At 49.2% G+C, this 21,213-nt stretch carries 21 protein-coding genes; 12 read left to right on the top strand and 9 right to left on the bottom strand.

The annotated features are described in order from the left end of the window. Positions 1-49: 49 nt before the first annotated feature. The 3 genes from HMPREF2871_RS05260 to cyaY all read right to left on the bottom strand — a co-directional run bounded on the left by HMPREF2871_RS05260 (position 50) and on the right by cyaY (position 2,720). Positions 50-1,651 (bottom strand): hypothetical protein, encoded by a 1,602-nt coding sequence (locus tag HMPREF2871_RS05260; protein ID WP_004518930.1) that lies wholly within the window; start codon positions 1,649-1,651, stop codon positions 50-52. A 184-nt stretch (positions 1,652-1,835) separates the two neighbouring features. Continuing rightward, a complete protein-coding gene (luxS, locus tag HMPREF2871_RS05255) occupies positions 1,836-2,342 on the bottom strand; it encodes an S-ribosylhomocysteine lyase (protein ID WP_004518928.1) in 507 nt (168 codons plus the stop codon). Positions 2,343-2,396: 54 nt separating this feature from the next. After that, positions 2,397-2,720, bottom strand: a complete 324-nt coding sequence (cyaY, locus tag HMPREF2871_RS05250; protein WP_049344554.1) for an iron donor protein CyaY — start codon at positions 2,718-2,720, stop codon at positions 2,397-2,399. A gap of 71 nt (positions 2,721-2,791) precedes the next feature. Between cyaY and HMPREF2871_RS05245 the strand changes: the two genes are divergently transcribed. Together HMPREF2871_RS05245 and lysA are read left to right on the top strand one after the other, a co-directional pair. Next, entirely contained in the window at positions 2,792-2,962 is a 171-nt protein-coding gene (locus HMPREF2871_RS05245; protein WP_036472795.1) for an LPS translocon maturation chaperone LptM, read from the top strand. 17 nt (positions 2,963-2,979) lie between these two features. Further along, positions 2,980-4,200 (top strand): diaminopimelate decarboxylase, encoded by a 1,221-nt coding sequence (gene lysA / locus HMPREF2871_RS05240; protein WP_049344552.1) that lies wholly within the window; start codon positions 2,980-2,982, stop codon positions 4,198-4,200. A 101-nt stretch (positions 4,201-4,301) separates the two neighbouring features. On the opposite strand, the gene HMPREF2871_RS05235 is transcribed toward lysA, so the two are convergent. Together HMPREF2871_RS05235 and HMPREF2871_RS05230 are read right to left on the bottom strand one after the other, a co-directional pair. Next, a complete protein-coding gene (locus tag HMPREF2871_RS05235; protein WP_049344551.1) occupies positions 4,302-4,529 on the bottom strand; it encodes a SlyX family protein in 228 nt (75 codons plus the stop codon). A gap of 1 nt (position 4,530) precedes the next feature. After that, the gene (locus HMPREF2871_RS05230; RefSeq protein WP_049344550.1) at positions 4,531-5,904 is read right to left on the bottom strand and encodes a Na+/H+ antiporter family protein; all 1,374 of its coding nucleotides are present in this window, start codon (positions 5,902-5,904) and stop codon (positions 4,531-4,533) included. 348 nt (positions 5,905-6,252) lie between these two features. Here HMPREF2871_RS05230 and HMPREF2871_RS05225 point away from each other — a divergent pair, with 348 nt between their 5' ends. The 4 genes from HMPREF2871_RS05225 (at position 6,253) to HMPREF2871_RS05215 (ending at position 11,570) form a co-directional block, all read left to right on the top strand. Beyond that, positions 6,253-7,572 carry an MFS transporter gene (locus tag HMPREF2871_RS05225; RefSeq protein ID WP_049344548.1) on the top strand — a complete coding sequence of 440 codons (1,320 nt, stop codon included), beginning with the start codon at positions 6,253-6,255 and terminating at the stop codon, positions 7,570-7,572. Between the two features lie 317 nt (positions 7,573-7,889). Continuing rightward, positions 7,890-10,505 (top strand): bifunctional acetaldehyde-CoA/alcohol dehydrogenase, encoded by a 2,616-nt coding sequence (gene adhE / locus HMPREF2871_RS05220; RefSeq protein WP_049344546.1) that lies wholly within the window; start codon positions 7,890-7,892, stop codon positions 10,503-10,505. Positions 10,506-10,630: 125 nt separating this feature from the next. Continuing rightward, positions 10,631-10,885, top strand: a complete 255-nt coding sequence (locus HMPREF2871_RS11395) for a helix-turn-helix domain-containing protein (RefSeq protein ID WP_070591788.1) — start codon at positions 10,631-10,633, stop codon at positions 10,883-10,885. Beyond that, a complete protein-coding gene (locus HMPREF2871_RS05215) occupies positions 10,872-11,570 on the top strand; it encodes a MutH/Sau3AI family endonuclease (RefSeq protein WP_141747915.1) in 699 nt (232 codons plus the stop codon). The genes HMPREF2871_RS11395 and HMPREF2871_RS05215 overlap by 14 nt, the downstream gene beginning before the upstream one ends. 12 nt (positions 11,571-11,582) lie before the next feature. Here HMPREF2871_RS05215 and HMPREF2871_RS05210 read toward each other — a convergent pair whose 3' ends face one another. The 3 genes from HMPREF2871_RS05210 to leuS form a co-directional block, all read right to left on the bottom strand. Continuing rightward, positions 11,583-12,398, bottom strand: a complete 816-nt coding sequence (locus tag HMPREF2871_RS05210; protein ID WP_049344544.1) for a DNA-methyltransferase — start codon at positions 12,396-12,398, stop codon at positions 11,583-11,585. Then, positions 12,391-13,203: a DNA adenine methylase gene (locus HMPREF2871_RS05205; RefSeq protein WP_049344542.1), complete on the bottom strand. Its 813-nt coding sequence runs from the start codon at positions 13,201-13,203 to the stop codon at positions 12,391-12,393. The genes HMPREF2871_RS05210 and HMPREF2871_RS05205 overlap by 8 nt, the downstream gene beginning before the upstream one ends. 236 nt (positions 13,204-13,439) lie before the next feature. Beyond that, entirely contained in the window at positions 13,440-16,250 is a 2,811-nt protein-coding gene (leuS, locus tag HMPREF2871_RS05200; protein WP_049344540.1) for a leucine--tRNA ligase, read from the bottom strand. Positions 16,251-16,460: 210 nt separating this feature from the next. Between leuS and dnaJ the strand changes: the two genes are divergently transcribed. Further along, positions 16,461-17,582, top strand: coding sequence for a molecular chaperone DnaJ (dnaJ, locus tag HMPREF2871_RS05195; protein WP_070629685.1), 1,122 nt, complete (start codon positions 16,461-16,463; stop codon positions 17,580-17,582). A gap of 65 nt (positions 17,583-17,647) precedes the next feature. On the opposite strand, the gene HMPREF2871_RS05190 is transcribed toward dnaJ, so the two are convergent. Further along, positions 17,648-18,052, bottom strand: a complete 405-nt coding sequence (locus tag HMPREF2871_RS05190) for a MarR family winged helix-turn-helix transcriptional regulator (protein ID WP_049344559.1) — start codon at positions 18,050-18,052, stop codon at positions 17,648-17,650. 188 nt (positions 18,053-18,240) lie between these two features. On the opposite strand from HMPREF2871_RS05190, the gene HMPREF2871_RS05185 reads away from it, so the two are divergent. From HMPREF2871_RS05185 to HMPREF2871_RS05165, 5 genes are all read left to right on the top strand, one after another. Then, positions 18,241-18,696 (top strand): hypothetical protein, encoded by a 456-nt coding sequence (locus HMPREF2871_RS05185; RefSeq protein ID WP_049344537.1) that lies wholly within the window; start codon positions 18,241-18,243, stop codon positions 18,694-18,696. A 23-nt stretch (positions 18,697-18,719) separates the two neighbouring features. Further along, positions 18,720-19,157 carry a cytochrome b gene (locus HMPREF2871_RS05180; RefSeq protein ID WP_049344535.1) on the top strand — a complete coding sequence of 146 codons (438 nt, stop codon included), beginning with the start codon at positions 18,720-18,722 and terminating at the stop codon, positions 19,155-19,157. 39 nt (positions 19,158-19,196) lie between these two features. Further along, on the top strand, positions 19,197-19,667 hold the full coding sequence (locus HMPREF2871_RS05175; protein ID WP_004518910.1) for an antibiotic biosynthesis monooxygenase family protein: 471 nt from the start codon (positions 19,197-19,199) through the stop codon (positions 19,665-19,667). A 289-nt stretch (positions 19,668-19,956) separates the two neighbouring features. After that, the gene (locus tag HMPREF2871_RS05170; RefSeq protein ID WP_004518907.1) at positions 19,957-20,535 is read left to right on the top strand and encodes a TMEM165/GDT1 family protein; all 579 of its coding nucleotides are present in this window, start codon (positions 19,957-19,959) and stop codon (positions 20,533-20,535) included. 1 nt (position 20,536) lies between these two features. Further along, positions 20,537-21,187: a TIGR01621 family pseudouridine synthase gene (locus HMPREF2871_RS05165; RefSeq protein ID WP_049335349.1), complete on the top strand. Its 651-nt coding sequence runs from the start codon at positions 20,537-20,539 to the stop codon at positions 21,185-21,187. The last annotated feature ends 26 nt before the right edge of the window (positions 21,188-21,213 follow it).

Raw genomic sequence — 21,213 nt, 5'->3', positions numbered from 1 at the left:
AAGGCCGTCTGAAAATGTTTTCAGACGGCCTTTTTGTATAAAAAACCAATCAACGAGACATCTCGCCTTGAATAGCGCGGATATTCGCTTTACGGGCGTTTATGGTACGGGTCAGTTGTTGGATTTTAATCTGATCGCCTTTTTGTTTGGCCGCGTTCAACTGGGTTTGAAGGCGGGTAATAGCAGCCTGTTCGTTGCGTACTTCGGTCTGCAATATCTGTTTGCGGGTTTCTTTAGGGCTTGGCTTAGGAGCCGGCGTAACCACAGGTGCAGTACGGATAACAGGGGCTTTGTATTTGCTGTATGAAGAACTGCGTGATTTGTTCTGACGGTTGCGCAGGGTAATATTGATGCGCGGATTGGCAGCTTCGGCTGTGTTGGTCACGCTGGTAATCGGTACATTCGGCAGGATTTTGATATCGCTGTCGCTATTTCCTTTATCCAGCAAAATATCGGCTGCCGGTTTGTATGCTTGTGGGAAAGGTGTTGGGACAGTGGTTTTGCCATGCTCTACCGGAGTGGCAGTTGCCGGCGTGCTTGGTTCGGTTGAAGCGGTGGCAATAGGTTTGGCTGCTTGTTCCTCAGATGCGCGGACAACGGCTGTTTTATCGGCTTTAGTACGGTTAACCTTGGCTTTGCGTCGAGAGGAGGTTTTGGCATAAGTTTTGCCTTTATGCTTAGTCTCGACTTTGGTAGGTGTTTTATCGAGCACTTCATCCTGAGCTGTTACCGCTTGGTTATTTTGGGTAGTTGAAGTTTGCGGCTGAACTGCCGAGTTCTGAATAATCTCTTGTGGAGTTTGGATTGCAGGTACAACAGGTTGAACAGCTGGTGTTTCATTAATAATAGCAAGGCCGTCTGAAACTGTTTTCTCGGTAGAAGCAGTAGGTTGGGCTTGTGCGGCAAGCATTACAGGAACAACACTGTTTTCTGTTTGGGTTGCACTAGACTGAGTTTGTACGACAGGAGTTGTATTGCGGACAGTAGTGTCGGCAACATAGTCTTCAGCTTTTATTGTGGGCGGCGCTTCCAGAGTAGGCGTATTGTTGGGAACGATTACGCTGTCTGCAATGGCTTTGTCGGCTGTAACGGTATGGGTTTGCGCGATGAGTACAGGAGGAACAATAGTGTTGTCCTCTTGAACGGCAGTCGTCTGAGTTTGTACGACAGGAGTTGTGTTGTGGACAGCAGCATCGACAACATAGTTTTCAGGTTTTGCAACGGCTGATGTTTCCAAAGCAGGCGTATTGTTGGAAACGATTGCGCTGTCTGCAATGGTTTTATTCGCTAGCATAGCTTGTCGAGTTTGTGCCATCGGAATGGAAATAGGTGCCGGAATACCGTATTCATTTCGAGCAACAACGACTGGGGTTTGTACCGCGGGCGTTGCTTGAGAAGCATTAATGTAGTCTGCGGCAGATGCTTTAAATTCTGTTGTTTGTACCGTTTTTAAAACCGGAGTGTCGCCCGGAATCGCAACGACGCTGTTTTCTGTTACATTGTTTGTTTCAACTATGCGACAGGCGTCATTGATCTGGTATGAAGCATAAACGGTGATGCCTTCAACATTGCAGACATACTCGGCAGCATTAGCGGCGGCGGGGAGGGTCAGGCTGAGGGCAATGGCGGTTTTGCAGAAAAACGGTTTCATAAAGGCAATAGAATCAGGTTGTTTGTTTAAAGTGTAATTATACTATGTACACTGTCAGCAACCGCCAACTTATTTTTAGGCGGTGTAAAACTGTGGCTGAAAGGTTGAAAATTGGAATAAAAGGTCTTAGGCCGTCTGAAACTTGTCATATAAAGTTTCAGACGGCCTTTGCTGTCATTGAGTATTAAGCGTTCAACAGGCTTTCGTCCAATGTCAGCTCTTCGTTTTTATTGACGGCGACTTTGCGTGCCAAAACGTTTTGGGCGATTTCGTGTGCTTCGGCAAGCGAGTGCATCAGATAAGTACCGCATTGGTATTCGTTCAGCTCGGGGATTTTGCTTTGGTCTTGAACGGTCAAAACATCCTGCATTGAAGCGAGCCATGCGTCGGCCACTTTTTGCTCGTCGGGCGTGCCGATGAGGCTCATGTAGAAACCGGTGCGGCAGCCCATCGGGGAAATATCGATGATTTCAACGCCGTTGCCGTTTAAGTGGTCGCGCATAAAGCCTGCGAACAGGTGCTCCAGCGTGTGAATACCTTTTTCAGGCAGGATTTCTTTGTTGGGAATGCAGAAACGCAGGTCAAACACGGTAATGGTGTCGCCTTTGGGCGTGGTCATGGTTTTTGCCACGCGTACGGCAGGGGCGTGCATACGGGTGTGGTCGACTTTGAAACTGTCTAGTAGGGGCATTTGGGTGTCCTTTGAGGTAAATAGATTTTTAGCTAGGGATATTTGAAGACTGAATCACAATTCCGCAATCTCAACTGCTTCGCCCGAAGCCTCACTCAGTGCTTCGTTCAAAACATCGTAGAAATCCCGTCCGTCGCGTGTTGCCAGCCATTTGCCGTTTTGCTCGGCGAAATGGTAGCCGCCGCTTTTGGCGGCAATCCACAATTCTTGGTTGGGCGTGTGGCGGTTGACGATGATTTGCGTGCCGTCTTCGGCTTCGATGGTCAGTACGTTTCCGGCAAACTGGCAGTCGAAATCCCAGCCGTTTTCATCGATTTGGTCTTCAATGTGTTCAAACAATTCTTCGCTCAGGCGGATGAATTCGCTTTCGGTCATCATGGCTTTTTGTGTGGTTTTTGTTTAAGATACCGAATCTTGCCACATTCGTAATGATGAAGAAAGTTTTACTGATGAAATACGGCGTATTTTTTGCAGCGGCAACGGCTCTGCTGCTCTCTGCCTGCGGCTACAAAGGCGACCTCTACCTGCCCAAAGAAGGCGACAAGGCGCGCTTCGGCGTGATTCAGACCGGCTTGAAATTCGATACGGCCAAAGAGCCGACCACTCAAACCAACGATTAAAAAAAGACTTCACAAACATGACCTTATCCTGCGAACACATCCCTTATTCCCACCTTGCCGAGGAATTCGGCACGCCGCTTTATGTGTACAGCAAATCTGCGCTGACCGAGGCGTTTGACAACTACCAAACCGCGTTTGCCGCTTTGAACCCGCTTGTCTGCTACGCGGTTAAAGCCAATGGCAACCTGAGCATCATCAAACACTTTGCTTCTTTGGGGAGCGGTTTTGACATTGTGTCCGGCGGCGAGTTGGCGCGTGTTTTGGCGGCCGGAGGCGATGCGGCGAAAACGATTTTTTCTGGTGTGGGCAAGAGTGAGGCAGAAATTGAATTTGCGCTGAATGCCGGCGTGAAATGCTTCAATATGGAGAGCATTCCAGAAATCGACCGTATTCAGAAAGTTGCCGCGCGCTTGGGTAAAGTCGCTCCGGTTTCCCTGCGCGTCAATCCTGATGTCGATGCCAAAACCCACCCTTATATTTCCACCGGTTTGAAAGCCAACAAATTCGGTATTGCCTATGCCGATGCGCTTGAGGCCTATCGTCATGCTTCCCGACAAAGCCATTTGAAAATCATCGGTATCGACTGCCACATCGGCTCGCAACTGACCGACCTCAGCCCGCTCATCGAAGCCTGCGAACGTATTTTGACCTTGGTCGACCGACTGGCAGACGAAGGCATTGTGTTGGAACACTTGGACTTGGGTGGCGGTGTCGGCATTGTTTACCAAGACGAAAATGTGCCTGATTTGGGTGCGTATGCCCAAGCCGTTCAAAAACTGATCGGTACACGCCGTCTGAAACTGGTTCTCGAGCCCGGCCGCAGCTTGGTTGGTAATGCCGGTGCGTTGTTGACGCGCGTCGAGTTCGTCAAACATGGCGAAGAGAAAAACTTTGTGATGGTCGATGCGGCGATGAACGATTTGATGCGTCCGGCGCTTTATGACGCCTATCATCACATTGAAGCGGTCGAAACCAAAGACATTGAGCCTTTGACGGCCAATATCGTCGGCCCGATTTGCGAAACCGGCGACTTCCTCGGCAAAGACCGCACCATCGCCTGCGAAGAAGGGGATTTGCTGCTTATCCGCAGCGCCGGTGCGTATGGCTCAAGCATGGCGAGCAACTACAACACGCGCAACCGTGCGGCGGAAGTATTGGTTGACGGCAGAGAATGCAAACTTATCCGTCAACGTGAAACCGTCGAGCAGCAAATGGCCAACGAATTGGCTTGTTTGTAAGGTTTGATTGGTTAAAAGGCCGTCTGAAAGCTTGATTGACTTTCAGACGGCCTTTGTTATGAAAGAAAAGGGCATGTATCAAACACGCCCTTTTTAGTTGATCAATAATGCGGCGGAATCTCATCGCGCAGGCTGTACGGTTCGCGTTCGCCGTTTGCGCCTTTGTCCTGCATCCGTTGATACAGCAGCCGCAACTGGCCTTGCTGCAAATCCAAAGCCTGCTGCATCTTGGCGATGGTGTTGTTCAGGTTGCCGATTAAATCTTCCTGCAAGGCCGTCTGAATTTCCAGCTCTGTGACGCGGTGTTCCAATTCCTGAATATCGCTCATATTACAGCACCATCGCGGCAATCCAGCCGGCAGCCATCAGCGGGATATTGTAGTGGATAAAAGTTGGGATAACCGAATCGCGGATGTGGTCGTGTTGACCGTCGGCGTTCAGACCCATGGTCGGGCCGAGTGTCGAGTCGGAAGCGGGGGAGCCCGCATCGCCCAGCGCTCCTGCCGTACCGACAATGGCCACGGTAGCCATTGGGGAGAAGCCCAAGCTGATGCACAAAGGCACATAAATCGCAGTAATAATCGGCAAGGTGGAGAAAGACGAGCCGATGCCCATGGTTACCAGCAAGCCGACGCACAACATGGTCAATGCGGCCATGCCTTTATTGCCGCCGAACAAAGCCATGCTGCGTTCGACCAAAGGCTGAATGTCGCCAGTCGCGTTCATTACAGCGGCGAAACCTTGTGCCGCAATCATAATAAAGCCGACCATCGCCATCATTTTAATGCCTTCGCCGAATACATCGCTGGCGGCGGAGCGGTTCATCACGCCCAACATCATAAACACGGCAAAGCCCAACATCGCGCCCAATACCAATGAGTTTTCATACATAAGCTGGATGGCAAAACACACGGCAATCGCCACGGCCGCTACCAAGCTGCGATAGGTTGAAGGCTCTTGTTGTTGAACTGCCGCACGGTTGTCTTCCGTGTCAGTAGTATTGTTTTGATAAATGCGTGGTTTGCGGTAGTGCAAAAAGGCCAGCAGCAAGCCGGAAACCATGCCCAAAGCCGGAATCGCCATTGCGTGCATCACATTGATGCCGCTGGTGTCCATGCCTGCCGAGCGGATATTGCCCAACATGATGTCGTTCAAGAAGATGGCGCCGAAACCGTAAGGCAGGAACATATAAGTCGTTACCAAGCCAAACGTAATCACGCAGGCCACCAAGCGGCGGTCGAGTTTCAAACGGTTGAACACCAACAGCAGCGGCGGAATAATCATCGGGATAAACGCGATATGAATCGGCACAATGTTTTGGCTCATCACGCCCATGCACAAAATAATCGCCAGCAGCAGCCATTTGACCGCACCTTCGCCTTTCGCATTACCTTCGCCGCCGTTGAGCTTGCGGATAATCACACCGGCGAGCTGTTGCGGCAGGCCGGAATGCGTGATGGCCATGGCAAACGCGCCGAGCATGGCATAAGACAGCGCAATTTGCGCCCCGCCTTTCAGGCCTTCGTTAAAAACAGGAATAATCCCTTGCTGCACCACATCGCCGGCCGTGTTGGTTACATTCTCCAAAGGCATACCGGCCACCAAGCCGCCGACAAACGCGCCGACAGCCAAGCTGAGCACCACATGCACGCGCGATAAAGACAGCACAAGCATAATGATGACCGCAATTACAACCGCATTCATATCGTTCTCCGTTGTTCAGACGGCCTGTTATGTAAAAACAGGCAATCATCTGTTTACATATTACAAATAAACATCATAACCCAAGCATGAAGCCTTTGCAAAAAACGGCAGGCCGTCTGAAAACCAGACCATCAGTTTCAGACGGCCTGCCGTGAACCCTTATTCAGAGTTTTAATAGGGCGTGCGGTTCTGGCGATAAAAATATCTAAAAAACACGCTCTTCCTATTCTTTGCATAGGGTACCAATGTTAAAATCGACACAATGTTTCGGTTTCAGGTTTGTCACTGAAATTAAAGCAGTTATTGATAAAATCCAATTCAATAATACGCAAACAAAGGAAAGAAGTTATGGATATTCTGACGCGGCTGCACAATCTGCCGCCTTCCCACTTTCATTACAAACTTCTGGTCTTGGTCGGCATAGGTTGGTTGTTTGATGCCATGGATACAGGCTTGGTGTCGTTTGTATTGCCGGCTTTGGGCAAAGATTGGGCGCTGGCTCCAGCGCAGTTGGGTTGGATTGTCAGCATTGCTTTTGTCGGCATGGCCTTGGGTGCGGTATTCAGCGGCTGGCTGGCGGATAGGTTCGGACGGAAAACCGTTTTTGCCGGCACGATGGTGGTGTACAGCATTGCCACAGGTTTGTGTGCGCTTGCGCCTGATTTGACGGTTTTGCTGGTGTGCCGCTTTTTTGTCGGCGTCGGCTTGGGCGGCCAACTGCCCGTCGCCGTGTCGCTGGTCAGCGAATATGCGCCGCCGAAAGTACGCGGCCGTTTTATTGTGTTGCTGGAAAGCTTTTGGGGTTTGGGCTGGCTCTCAGCCGCGCTGGTGTCTTATTTCTTTATTCCGCAAACCGGCTGGCACAGCGCGTTTTTATTTGGCGCCTTGCCCCTGTTTTATGTGCCGTTGGTGTTGAAATTCGTTCCCGAATCCGTGCCTTACCTGCTTTCCCGCGGCAAAACCAACGAAGCGCACCGTTTGGTATCCGCGCTGGAAATTCAATCGGGCATAACGCCGCCGACACAAGCCGTTGCCGCACCGGCCGCCCCGCGCGAACGCATCCGCTTCTTCCAACTTTGGCAGCATCCGTTTGCACGGCGCACGTTGATGCTGTGGCTGGTTTGGTTCGGCATCGTGTTTTCGTATTACGGCATTTTCACTTGGTTGCCCAAATTGCTGGTCGAGCAGGGCAATACCGTGGTTAAAACCTTTGAATATGTGCTGGTGATGATTGTTGCGCAACTGCCCGGCTATATTGCTGCTGCAGCTTTGGTGGAAAGAATCGGCCGCAAAGCAACGCTGGCAGGCTTTCTGGCCGCGTGCGCCGTGTGCGCATGGTTTTTCGGGCAAAGCACAACTGCTGCCGAAGTCATGATCTGGGGCAGCATGATGTCCTTCTTCAACTTGGGCGCGTGGGGCGTTTTGTACACCTACACCCCCGAACTCTACCCTTTGCGCTTCCGTGCCTTCGCATCCGGCTGGGCAGGTGCCATTGGCCGCGTCGGCGGCATACTCGCCCCCATGGTAGTAGCGGCGATGGTAGGCAATAGCGGCGGCTTCGGCAATATCTTTATGATGTTTGCGCTGGTTATGCTGCTGATTGTGGCGGTAATCTTGGTATTGGGTGAAGAAACCAAAGGCCGTACGCTGGAAGACATCAGCCAATAAAAGGCAAAGCAAAAAAGGCCGTCTAAGAAATATTTTCAGACGGCCTTTGTTTATTTACGTTTGTAATTTTAATACATCGGTTTTCTGTTTTTATCTTAATTATCGAGGAAAGCGACGAAGAATAACCGTCTTTGTTTTTGTGTAGATAAAAATATTATACGTCAAAGAATTAAAATGAATAAACGATAAAATGACCGTCTGAAAAGTTCAATCATGGTTTGTGATGTAGGTCAAAGCAAAATGTAACTAAATTACTTATAGTTATCGTAGTGAAAATTTATTGACATTATTGCCACCTTTTATTAAGGAGATACACCATGAACGCATCAGCCGACAATGTCGTCAGCCCAGCCGTAGCCGAGGTAAACAGCCTGGTTGACAAGGGTTTACGGGCATTGGACGAGTTTCTTAAGCTCGATCAGGAGCAGATTGACTTTATTGTTGCCAAAGCCTCTATCGCCGCGCTGGACAAACATGGTGTACTCGCCATGCACGCGGTCGAAGAAACGGGACGCGGCGTGTTTGAGGATAAGGCGACGAAAAACCTGTTTGCCTGCGAAAACGTCGTGCGCCGCCTGCGTGATTTGAAAACCGTGGGCGTCATCAGTGAAAACGATGTAACCGGTATTACTGAAATTGCCGATCCGGTCGGCGTGGTTTGCGGTATTGTGCCGACAACCAATCCGACTTCCACCACTATTTTCAAATCCTTGATTGCGCTGAAAACCCGCAATCCGATTATTTTCTCGTTCCACCCGTCCGCCCAGCAGTGTTCCGCCCATGCCGCGCGTATCGTGCGCGATGCCGCGATTGCGGCCGGTGCGCCGGAAAACTGTATCCAGTGGATTGAAAAGCCGTCTATGGAAGGCACTTCCGCGCTGATGAAGCATCCGGGCGTGGCAACGATTTTGGCGACCGGCGGCAATGCGATGGTAGAAGCCGCGTATTCTTGCGGCAAACCTGCGCTCGGTGTCGGGGCGGGCAACGTACCTGCTTATGTTGAAAAAACGGCGGACATCAAACAGGTGGCGCACGATATTGTGATGTCGAAATCTTTCGACAACGGCATGGTGTGCGCCAGCGAGCAAGCCGTCATTGCCGATAAAGAGATTTACAAAGAGTTGGCCGAAGAATTCAAATCCTACGGCGTGTACTTCGCCAACAAAAAAGAAAAAGCCATGCTCGAAGAGTTTATCTTCGGCATAACGGCGAATTGCGCCAGCTGCGGCGGAGCGAAACTCAATTCTGCGGTAGTGGGCAAACCGGCGGCATGGATTGCCGAACAGGCTGGGTTTAAAGTGCCTGAAAAAACCAACATCATCATCGCCGAATGCCGCGAAGTCGGCCCGAACGAGCCGTTGACCCGCGAAAAACTTTCGCCTGTTTTGGCCATGATTAAGGCGGATTCGACCGAACAAGGTTTGAAGTTCGCCGAAGAAATGGTTGCCTTTGACGGCTTGGGACACTCCGCCGCCATCCATACCGCTAACGAAGAATTGGTCAAAACGTTCGGCTCCCGCGTCAAAGCCCTACGCGTGATTTGGAATTCGCCTTCCACCTTCGGCGGCATCGGCGACGTGTACAACGCCTTCCTGCCTTCTCTGACCCTCGGTTGCGGCTCTTACGGTAAAAACGCCGTCGGCGGCAACGTCAGCGCAGTCAATCTGTTAAACATCAAAAAAGTAGGCCGTCGGAGAAACAACATGCAATGGTTCAAAGTGCCCGCCAAAATCTATTTTGAACGCGATTCCATTCAATATCTGCAAGACATGAAAGACTGCGAAAAAGTCATGATTGTGACTGACCGTTCGATGGTTGACCTGGGCTTTGTCGATAAAATCACCCATCAACTGCATCAACGCAAAAACAAAGTGACCATCCAGCTGTTTACTGACGTTGAAGCCGATCCGAGCGTCCAAACCGTCTATAAAGGCACGGATTTGATGCGCAGCTTCCAGCCGGACACCATTATTGCGCTGGGCGGCGGCTCGCCGATGGACGCGGCCAAAGCCATGTGGCTCTTCTACGAGCAGCCGCAAGTCGATTTTGAAGACTTGGTACAAAAATTCATGGACATCCGCAAACGCGCGTTCCGCTTCCCTGAATTGGGCCGCAAAGCCAAATTTATCGGCATCCCTACCACATCAGGCACAGGCTCCGAAGTAACACCGTTTACCGTCATCAGCGACGGCGACAAAAAATATCCGATTGCCGACTACTCGCTGACACCGACCATTTCGATTGTCGATCCTGCGTTTACCATGACCGTACCGGCAGGTGTAACCGCCGATACCGGTTTGGACGTATTGACCCACGCCGTAGAAGCATACGTTTCCGTACTGGCGAACGACTTTACAGACGGCCTCGCTCTGCAAGCCATTAAGCTCGTGTTCCAATACCTCGAACGCTCCTACAAACATGGTGCGGCCGATCCTGAAGCGCGTGAGCATATGCACAATGCCTCCACCATCGCAGGCATGGCGTTTGCCAATGCGTTCTTGGGTATCAACCACTCGATGGCACACAAAATCGGCGGCAAATATCATGTTCCGCACGGCCGTGCCAACGCCATCCTGCTGCCGCACGTCATCCGCTACAACGGCACGCGTCCGCAGAAAACCGCCACTTGGCCGAAGTACAACTACTACAAAGCCGACCTGAAATATCAGGAAATCGCCCGTACTTTAGGCCTGCCATGCAGCACACCGGCAGAAGGCGTCGAATCCTTCGCCCGCGCCTGCCATGAGCTGGCGGTCAACGTCGGCATCAAAATGTCTTTGAAAGAGCAGGGCATCGATGAGAAAACCTTCCTCGACGGCAGAAAAGAGTTGGCCATGATGTCTTTTGAAGACCAATGCACCCCGGCCAACCCACGCCTCGCCATGGTGGCCGATATGGAAGAAATTCTGACCAAAGCCTACTACGGCGAATAAAATCGGGCAGTTAAAAAGGCCGTCTGAAACCTGACTATAGGGTTTCAGACGGCCTTTCGTATTAGAACTAAAGTTGATACTTATTGTATGTGGAATTTAATTTGCAAACATTAAGAATAGTCATCATGAAATCAGAAATTTTAAAACAATTTGGCAAACATGTTCGTCATTTAAGACAACTCCAGGATTTAAGTCAGGAAGCATTGGCTGAAAAAGCGAATATGCACCGGACTTATATCGGAATGATAGAACGTGGAGAGCGTAACCCCGCCCTATTAAATCTTATTCGTTTGGCTAGTGCATTAGATATTTCTTTGCCTGAACTTTTAACTTTTAAGGACTATGTTAATGACGGGAACTGTGATAATGAATCTAACTGATTCGTATGGTTTTTTTATAGAAAACGTCGGAAGGACGCTAGGAGATCTAAAACTTGAATATCAAACCAGATTTCCCGAGTTCACCGCTGAAATGAAGATAAATAAAGGCGGGGTAGGGCAGTTTATCGAGAAATTGATAGGACTTGAGAATACAAATGCTTTGACAGATTTTTCTGATGGTGAGCTGAAAACCAATAAGGCAGATGCAGATGGTGCACCACTAGAGACTATGTTTATCTCGCAGATTTCCAGTAACTTTGATCAGTTAATCAGCGATCAGATAAGCTTTGAAGATAGTTGGATATACCAAAAAATAAAGAATTTGCTATATGTTCCTATTTGTAAAGTCGACAACGATCCTGACAAATGGTACATACAGTCAGCTTATCATGTGCAAATAAATGAAGGGGGTGAACTTTTCAGACAGTTATCTGCTGATTTCACGCAAATTAAAAGTAAGCTGTTAGCTGATATTAATTCCAGCGACGGATACATTCATACATCAAACGGTAGTTTTATACAAATCAGATCAAAAGATTTCAAGCCATACCATCCTATATTTTCTGCACAATATAATCGGAATATTTCAAATAAGAATCATGCATTTTATTTTAAAAAAGAATTCATGCGTGAAGTTCGTGAAATGGCCAGACAGGATAGAGATGGTGTTGTTCGAATAATTTAAAATAAGATGGGGTTACAGCTTTTGTTGTAGCCTTTTCTTTGCTAATTCAAAAAAATCTTCTTCTAGTTCGCAACCACAAAATTTCCGACCATGTTTTAAGGCAGCAACGCCTGTTGTGCCGCTGCCCATGAAAGGGTCAAAAATTAAATCTCCGATATTTGAAGCCGATAGTATGCAGCGTTCAAGCAAGGGGAGTGGTTTTTGTGTCGGATGTTTGCCGAATGTTTTTTCAGTTTTATTTGGTGGAGGAAATGTCCAAACACATTTCATCTGTTTGCCATTATTTTGTGCTTTCATCATTTCATAATGAAACGTATGTTTGGCTTTTTTATTTTTCTTTGCCCATAAGATTGTTTCTGTCGAATGGGTAAAAAAACGGCAGGACAAATTAGGGGGAGGATTGGGTTTTTCCCAAGTAATATTGTTCAAAATATGGTATCCGATGGTTTGCATCAGGTAGCCGATTAAATAAATATTATGGAATGTGCCGCAAACCCAAATTGTGCCGTTTGGTTTTAATAAGGCGTAACACAGTCGAAGCCATTCTTCGTAGAATTCCAAATCTGCCGCCATCCCTTTGGATTTATCCCAGTTGCCTTTATTGACGGAAACCATTTGTCCGTTTTGACAACTGAAACCATCATTGGAAAGAAAGTAAGGCGGGTCTGCGAAAATCATATCAAAACAGCCGTTTGGATGTTTTTCCAATATCTTCCGCATGACGTTAAGGGAATTTTCGTTGTAGAGAACAAGGTCGTCTGAAACGATTTTTTTCAAACGACTTTGATAAATGGCAGCTTCTTCAGCCAGTTTGTTGAAATCACTCATAAATTGCCAATAATTCTCCGACTTTTTTGCGACTGCTGCCCTTTGCGGCAATATTGCGTTGTACTTCAACCGTTTTTAGAATGGCAGAAGAATAAATATTTCTCGTAAATTCAGTATCATGATTTGAAATCAAAACGCCTTGAGAGTTAGGTGCAATTTGTTGGGCTGTCTGGGCAAGGCGGATTTGATCGTCCAAATTGAAGCCTTCTTTGGCATAAGTGGTAAATGAAGCGGTTGGGCTTAAAGGTGCATAAGGAGGATCACAATAAACAGTATCTGTATTGTTTGTCAGAGATAGGATTGTTTGAAAATCTCCGCACATTAATTCAACTCTGTCAGATTTTTGAATGAAACCTTCCATTTCTTGTTGTGGAAAGTAAGGAGATTTGTAGCGTCCGAATGGCACATTGAATGCCCCTTTGCTGTTGTAACGGCATAAACCGTTAAAAGCATGGCGGTTCAAATAAATAAATAGCGCTGAACGTTCGTGTAGATCTTGGCTGAAGTTGAATTGTTCCCGCAATTCATAGAATCTTGAATCGCTATTGTTTTCGGAAGTAAAGAAAGAGCGGGTATAGTCTATGAATCCGGATTTTTCTTCTTTTAGGATACGGAATAAGCCGATTAAGTCAGCGTTAATATCATTGAGCAGATAATGTTCGAAATCCAATGCGAGAGACAAAGCGGCAGAACCGCAGAAGGGTTCAATCAGACGTTTTCGTGCAGAAGTGGGTAGATTGTGTTCGATAAAGGGGACAAGTTTATGTTTGCCACCAGCCCATTTTAGGAAGGGTTTTGAAGCCATTAGGATGCCAAGTACAAGCGTGGTTGATTGGCTTCGAATTGTGCCAAAACATCGTGAGGAATACAACGGATTTATGTTTTAGGGACGTGTGTAGAGTGATTCTAAATCCAATGGAACCTTTTCATCCCAATGTGTTATTGGACTTATCAGCTTAATCTACCTTAAAAAGGCCGTCTGAAAACCTGTTTCCAAGTTTCAGACGGCCTTTATCCGTATGGCTAAACCTTAAAAGCGGTTTAGACGACGATATTTACCAAGCGTCCGGGAACGACGATGATTTTCTTCGCAGGCTTGCCTTCCATGAATTTCACTGCGCCTTCGTTGGCAAGGGCGGCGGCTTCGAGGTCGGCTTTGGATGTGTCGGCGGCGACGGTGATTTTGCCGCGCAGTTTGCCGTTGACTTGAACCATCACTTCGATTTCGGATTTGACCAAGGCGGCTTCATCGACTGTCGGCCAGCCTGCTTCCCACAGTTTCGCGCCGTTCAATTCGCTCCACAGGGTTTCGCAGATGTGCGGCACGATGGGCCACAGCAGGCGTACGGCGGCTTCCAATACTTCTTGAGCGACGGCGCGGCCTTGTTCGCTGCCGGTGTCGGTTTTGTCGTATTGGTTGAGCAGTTCCATTACGGCGGCGATGGCGGTGTTGAACTGCTGACGGCGGCCGTAGTCGTCGCTGACTTTGGCGATGGTAGAATGCAGTTTGTGGCGCAGGTCTTTGAGTTCTTTAGACAAACCGTCTTGGCTGTCTGCGAACGCTTTGACTGCTTCGCCTTGCTTCAAGTATTCGTAAACGGTACGCCACAGACGACGCAGGAAGCGGTGTGCGCCTTCGACGCCGCTGTCGCTCCATTCTAGGGACTGTTCGGGCGGTGCGGCAAACATCATGAACAGGCGGGCGGTATCCGCGCCGTAGGCGTTAATCAGCTCTTGCGGATCGACGCCGTTGTTTTTGGATTTGGACATTTTTTCCGTGCCGCTGATGACGACAGGCAGGCCGTCGGCTTTCAGAACAGCGGAAACAGGGCGGCCTTTGTCGTCGAAAGTCAGCTCGACATCGGCAGGGTTGATCCAGTCTTTGCTGCCGTTGGCGTTTTCGCGGTAGTAGGTTTCGCAGACGACCATACCTTGCGTGAGCAGGCGTTCGAACGGTTCGTCAACATTGACCAAGCCTTCGTCGCGCATCAGTTTGGTGAAGAAGCGCGCGTACAGGAGGTGCAGAATCGCGTGTTCGATACCGCCGATGTATTGGTCAACCGAGCCCCAGTATTTCGCGGCTTCTGCCGATACCATGCCTTCTGCGAATTGAGGAGACATGTAGCGGAAGAAATACCAGCTCGATTCCATGAAGGTGTCCATGGTGTCGGTTTCGCGTTTTGCCGCGCCGCCGCAGCATGGGCAGGTGGTTTCGTAAAACTCGGGCATTTTTGCCAGCGGCGAACCCATGCCGTCGGGTACGACGTTTTCAGGCAGGACGACGGGCAGTTGGTCGGCAGGGACGGGTACGTCACCGCATTTTTCGCAATGGACGATGGGAATCGGGCAGCCCCAGTAGCGTTGGCGTGAAATACCCCAGTCGCGCAGGCGGTATTGGGTTTTCGGTTCGCCAGCGTCTTGGCTTTGTAGCTTGGCGGCAATGGCGTCGAATGCCGTCTGAAAATTCATGCCGTTGAATTCGTTGCTGTTTACTAGGAAGTTATCTTCATTGTTTTGGAACTGCATATTCCAATTTAATCTGATGGTTTCCAATGCCCCGAAGATTTCACTCAAATACGGTTCATCGTCAAGGCCTGCCTTATTGACTTGTTCTAATACTCTATCTGCAAAACGTTGCGTTGGATTCTTTGAATAATCAAAAATATATTCAATATCAAACGGTAAGTTATTTTTAGCCGCAATTTTTTGTAATCGTGCTACCGCGCCATCAATCACTTTATTGCTGACAACCCATTTAATCGGCAAACCATATTTGCACGCGAATTCGAAATCGCGTTCGTCGTGCGCCGGAACAGCCATCACAGCGCCATCGCCGTAGCCCCACAATACATAGTTGGCAATCCACACTTCCAGTTTGTCGCCGTTAAGCGGGTTGATGACGTAGCGGCCGGTCGGCACGCCTTTTTTCTCCATCGTCGCCATATCGGCTTCGGCAACGGAGCCGGCTTTGCATTCGGCGATAAATGCCTGCAATTCGGGTTTGTCGGCGGCTGCGGCGGTTGCCAGCGGATGCTCGGCGGCAACGGCGACATAAGTCGCGCCCATCAGCGTGTCGGGACGGGTGGTATAAACTTGCAGGAATTTCGCGTAATCGCCTTCCAAACCTTGTTTGCTGTCGTCTGAAACGGCGAAGCGCACGGTCATGCCGCGAGATTTGCCGATCCAGTTGCGCTGCATGGTTTTGACTTGTTCAGGCCAGTGTTCCAGTTCGTCCAAGTCGTTGAGCAGTTCTTCGGCGTAATCCGTGATTTTGAAGTAATACATCGGGATTTCGCGTTTTTCGATCAACGCGCCGGAACGCCAGCCGCGTCCGTCGATGACTTGCTCGTTGGCAAGGACGGTTTGGTCGACCGGATCCCAGTTTACCGTGCCGTTTTTGCGGTAGACGATGCCTTTTTCAAACAGCTTGGTAAATAGCCATTGTTCCCAGCGGTAGTATTCGGGTTTGCAGGTAGCGACTTCGCGCTCCCAGTCAATCGCAAAACCCAGGCTTTTGAGCTGGGTTTTCATGTATTCGATGTTGTCGTACGTCCAAGCGGCAGGGGCGACGTTGTTTTTCATCGCCGCGTTTTCCGCAGGCATGCCGAACGCGTCCCAACCCATAGGCTGCATGACGTTGAAGCCGTTTAAGAGTTTGAAGCGGCTCAATACGTCGCCGATGGTGTAGTTGCGTACATGCCCCATGTGCAGCTTGCCGCTGGGGTAGGGGAACATGGAAAGGCAGTAGTATTTGGGTTTGGAAGCGTCTTCGGAGACGTTGAAAATACGCTCGTCGTCCCATTTTTTCTGCGCCGCAGGCTCGATGGCGGCGGGTTGGTAATGTTCTTGCATGGTCATTCTGTTTTTCGCTTGAAAACGTTGGAAAAAATAAAGATGGGATTATAGCAGGTTGTCGGGCCTGTCGGTTTGACAAAGGCCGTCTGAATGTTTGGATGTCGGAAAAGCACAATTTCAGACGGCCTTGAAAATACTGACTTGAGTTTTTGATACTCGCCCACATATCCCACCCAGTTTGAATTCATTCTTAACACTATCAAAATTATGAGCAATAAAGATTTTTACGAAACACTTGGTGTTGCCCGCAGCGCTAGCGACGATGAAATCAAAAAAGCCTACCGCAAGCTGGCAATGAAATACCATCCCGACCGCAACCCTGACAACAAAGAAGCGGAAGAAAAATTTAAAGAAGTCCAAAAAGCTTACGACACCTTGTCTGACAAGGAAAAACGTACCATGTACGACCAATACGGCCATGCCGCGTTTGAACAGGGCGCAGGTGCGGGCGGATTCGGTGGTGCGCAAGGCTTCGATTTTTCCGATATTTTCAGCCAAATGTTCGGCGGTGGCGGCAGCTCAGGCGGCCGTCAGCCGGATTACAGCGGCGCGGACTTGCAGGTCGGCATAGAGATTTCGCTTGAAGAAGCCGCCAAAGGCGTGAAAAAACGCATCAATATTCCGACTTACGAAGAATGTGATGTCTGCCACGGCTCAGGTGCCAAACCGGGCACATCTGCATCGACTTGTTCGACCTGTCACGGCTCAGGTACGGTGCATATCCGCCAAGCCATTTTCCAAATGCAGCAGACTTGTCCGACTTGTCACGGTACAGGCAAAGAAATCAAAGATCCTTGCGTCAAATGTCGTGGCGAAGGCCGCACCAAGACCAGCAAAACGGTTGAAGTCAACATTCCGGCAGGCATCGACGACGGTCAACGCATCCGCTTGAGCGGCGAGGGTGAGCCGGGTCAACACGGCGCGCCGGCAGGCGATTTGTACGTCAATGTCCGCGTAAGACAGCACAAAATCTTCGAGCGCAACGGCTTGGACCTGCATTGCGAACTGCCGATCAGCTTTGCCATTGCCGCATTGGGTGGTGAAGTCGAAGTGCCGACTTTGGACGGCAAAGTCAAACTGCACATTCCGAAAGAAACGCAAACCGGCCGCCGTATGCGCGTGAAAGGCAAAGGCATCAAGTCTCTGCGTTCCAGCTCGACCGGCGATTTGTACTGCCACATTTTGGTTGAAACTCCGGTCAACCTGACCGACCGTCAGAAAGAGTTGCTGGAAGAATTTGAAAAAATCTCCTCCGGCCTCGACCTCAGCCAAACCCCGCGCAAAAAATCGTTTTGGGAAAAGGTAGGCGATTTGTTCTCCGATAATTAATCGTTGTGAAAAAGGCCGTCTGAAACCTGTTTACATTGAGTTTCAGACGGCCTTTTTTATATTTTTCAGACTTTTATCATCTTTTGTTGTTTCAATATAATTTTCTGTGCCATTTCCAAAAACAGTTTCTGCTCGTCTGCAGACAGAACCGCCAAGGCTTCTTGGTTGATGGCTTTGGCAATTTCGGTGGAGCTTGATTGTAAAGCACGCGCGTGTTCTGTCAGCTTAATCAAACGGCTGCGTGCATCTTCAGGATTAGGCTCCCGTGTAATCAATCCGTCTCGCTCCATCCGTGCCAGAGTGTTGGCAATCGTTGCCTGCTTCAAATCGGCACGCTCAACTAATTCCTGTTGGCTCAAGCCGTCTTTATTCCATAGCTCGATCAAAATTGGAAATTGTGCAGGCGCAATCCCCAGTGGTTTTAAGCCTTCGCTCAATAAAATGGCAAATTGGCGGGCAATATGGTTCATCAAATAGCCTGCCGATTCAGTTTTGAAAACTTCGTTCACTTTGTTTCCTTTAAAATCAGGTTGTTGCGGATTATATCACAAATATAGCTTGCTATCTTAATTCATAGCACGCTATACTTATTTCAACTCGATAGCTTGCTATTTAAATGCTTTCAGACGACCTCTCTCAAATGTTCAAGGAAACCATAATGAACCGCAATACTTTATGCAAAATCCACGCCGCCGCAGGGGTGGGCGCATTTTTATTCATCGCTTCGTTTTGGAGCAGCACCGTGTTCAGCGAACTCTTTAGCTCGCATGAAACCATCGTTGTCGTAAAGCAAACCATTGTTTATGCGCTATTCGGACTGATGGCTTGTATGGCAGTTGCAGGTGCAACAGGCATGAAAATGGGTGGGAAAAGCAAACATACTGCGATTGCAGCGAAACGCCGACGCATGCCGTTTATCGCTGCCAACGGAATGCTGATTTTGCTGCCTTGTGCCTTTTTCTTGAATAACCGCGCTTCTGCCGGACAGTTTGACAGCGTGTTTTATATCGTTCAAATCGTAGAACTGATTGCCGGTGTGGCTAATCTGACGCTGTTGGGACTGAGCATGAAAGACGGATTTTCTATCCGTAAACCCAAATTGAAATCCATTTAATTGTTAATTTAAGAGAAAACATCATGAAACCTGATACTCCGCAACGTTACGGCACTACAACCCGCTTTCTGCATTGGACTATGGCGGCCTGCTATCTGTTTATGTTTGCAACCGCCATTGCTTGGAATATGGATGAAAGTCTGAAGTTTTTGACTAATCCTCATAAAGCGGTTGGCTTTCTTCTGCTGATATTGTCTGCTTGGCGTGTGATGCGGGCAATCCGCCAGTCCAGAAATCGACCGGTTGGCAGTATGGCTGCCAAATTTGGACATTGGGCAATGTATCTCCTGATGCTTGCCGTTCCAGTCACAGGTGTTATGAGACAAATTACTCAGGAAGGACAGATTCACGGAGCACTGGCATTTTCGTTGCTGTTCTTGTCTCTGGGACATATCGGCATGGTCGTTTACCACTACATCAAAGGCGAATCCGTAATGCCCCGAATGTTCGGAAGAGTTTAAATATCTCACATCAATTCAAACCTATAAGGAACTATCCATATGAATATCCGTAAAAAAACAGCTCTGATTGCCGCTGCCGCCACTGCCTTTGTCGCTGTCGGTTGTACTGCAAATGCCAAACAGTGGCAGGAAAAATGTGAAGCCTTTCAAAACAGTGTTGTCCTCATTAATACTTTTGAAGTGCCGCAGGGTAAAGAAGCCGAAGCTTTGGCTTCTTGGCAAAAAGCGCGTGATTTTTTGAAAACCCAGCCAGGCTATATAGCTACGCGCCTGCACCAAAATATAGATCCAAACGGTAAATATCATTTGGTCAACGTAGCCCGTTGGCGCAATATGGAAGATTTTAAAGCCGCTACTGCCAAGATGCGTCAGGCCCTGCCGGATAATATGCCTGAAGGGGTTGCAGCCAGCCCGGGTTTGTTTAAAGTGATTGAAAACGATATGCCGCATGGTTTTGGCAGATACAATGGCAAAGGATTCGGCCGTAAATTTGAAGTATGCGGCAAGTAATCGCAGGCCGTCTGAAACCTACTTGAATCAGGTTTCAGGCGGACTTTTGTTTTTCTTTCTGTTGCTTCAAGCCATGGTTTGCCTTACAATTCGCGCTTCACTCTTACGGGAGTAGCCATTCGGCGCAATGCCGAAACCGTTGTCAACATAATCGGCTTGTGCGGCCGTGGCAGCGGTATCTTCTCTGCTTTATCGGAAGACAGGCAAGACGTAAGCGTTGTCCATACCCTTGCGGGCGGTATGCACAGCGCTTTTTGTTTGCCCGCTTTTCGGTTGAGTATCTTAAATCATGGAAGCTTTTTTCTCCTCGACGCTGGGCGTTGCCATTGCCGAAATCGGCGATAAGACGCAATTGCTCGCACTCTTTTTAGCTGCACGTTTTGCCCACAAAAACGCGATTGTTGCCGGTATTTTTATTGCAACCCTGTTGAACCATCTTGTTTCAGCCGCACTCGGTGTCTGGCTGGCATCCGCTATTTCGCCCGAAGTCATGAAATGGGTGGTTGGCGGCAGTTTTATTGCGGTTGGATTGTGGCTGCTATTGCCGGACAAAGACGAAGATCCTGACGGTAAGTGGCTGAAATACGGCGCATTTACGGCGACGGTTGTCCTGTTTTTCTTGGCTGAAATCGGCGATAAAACGCAGATTGCAACAGTTCTTTTGGCAGCAAAATACCAATCTATCCTGCTGGTCGTGGTCGGCAGTATTGCCGGTTTGATGATTGCTTCTGTGCCTGCCGTGTATTTGGGCGAAATGCTGATGCGCAAGATTCCGGCCAAAGCAGTGCGCATTGCCGCATGTATCTTGTTCTGCCTGCTGGGTATTTTGACCCTGCTTGGCGACGGTATCGTGTTGAAGGCCGTCTGAAATGTGGGACATTGTTTTTGAACACAAAGATTTTGTGGTCATTAATAAGCCTTGCGGCGTATCGGTGCACAGCGAATCGGAAGGGGATGTTTGCCTGACCGCTTCGCTGGCGCAGCAGCTCGGTGTTGAACGCGTGTGGCTGGTTCACCGTTTGGACAAGGCCACCAGCGGCCTGTTGCTGTTTGCGCTCAACCGCGACAGCGCGGCGGCTTTGTCGGCACAGTTTGCCGAGAAAACTATGCGTAAAACGTATTTGGCACTCAGTACGCACAAGCCGGCGAAAAAGCAGGGCTGGGTGAAAGGCGGTATGGCGCGTTCGCGGCGCGGTACATGGAAGCTGACGCGAGACGAGGATAATTTTGCCGTTACCCGTTTCAGCAGCCAAAGCCTGAAGCCCGGTTTGCGCCTGTTTGTGTTGCAACCGTTTACCGGCAAAACCCATCAGCTGCGCGTGGCCATGAAAAGCATAGGCAGTCCGATTTTGGGCGATACGCTGTATGGCGGCGATGAGGCGGGACATCTGTTTTTGCACGCTTGGCGTTTGGTTTTCGACTATCGCGGCGAGCATTTCGATATTCGGGTTGCGCCCGATAAAACATGGCCGTCTGAAATCGATTTGTCGGCGTGTTTGGGTTCGGATGAATCCGAATAGAAGCAGTGAGATTTTTGTGTATATTA

It is taken from the genome of Neisseria sp. HMSC067G12 (assembly GCF_001812725.1).
Classification (GTDB): domain Bacteria; phylum Pseudomonadota; class Gammaproteobacteria; order Burkholderiales; family Neisseriaceae; genus Neisseria; species Neisseria perflava.
This window is presented reverse-complemented; position numbering and strand designations above follow the sequence as displayed.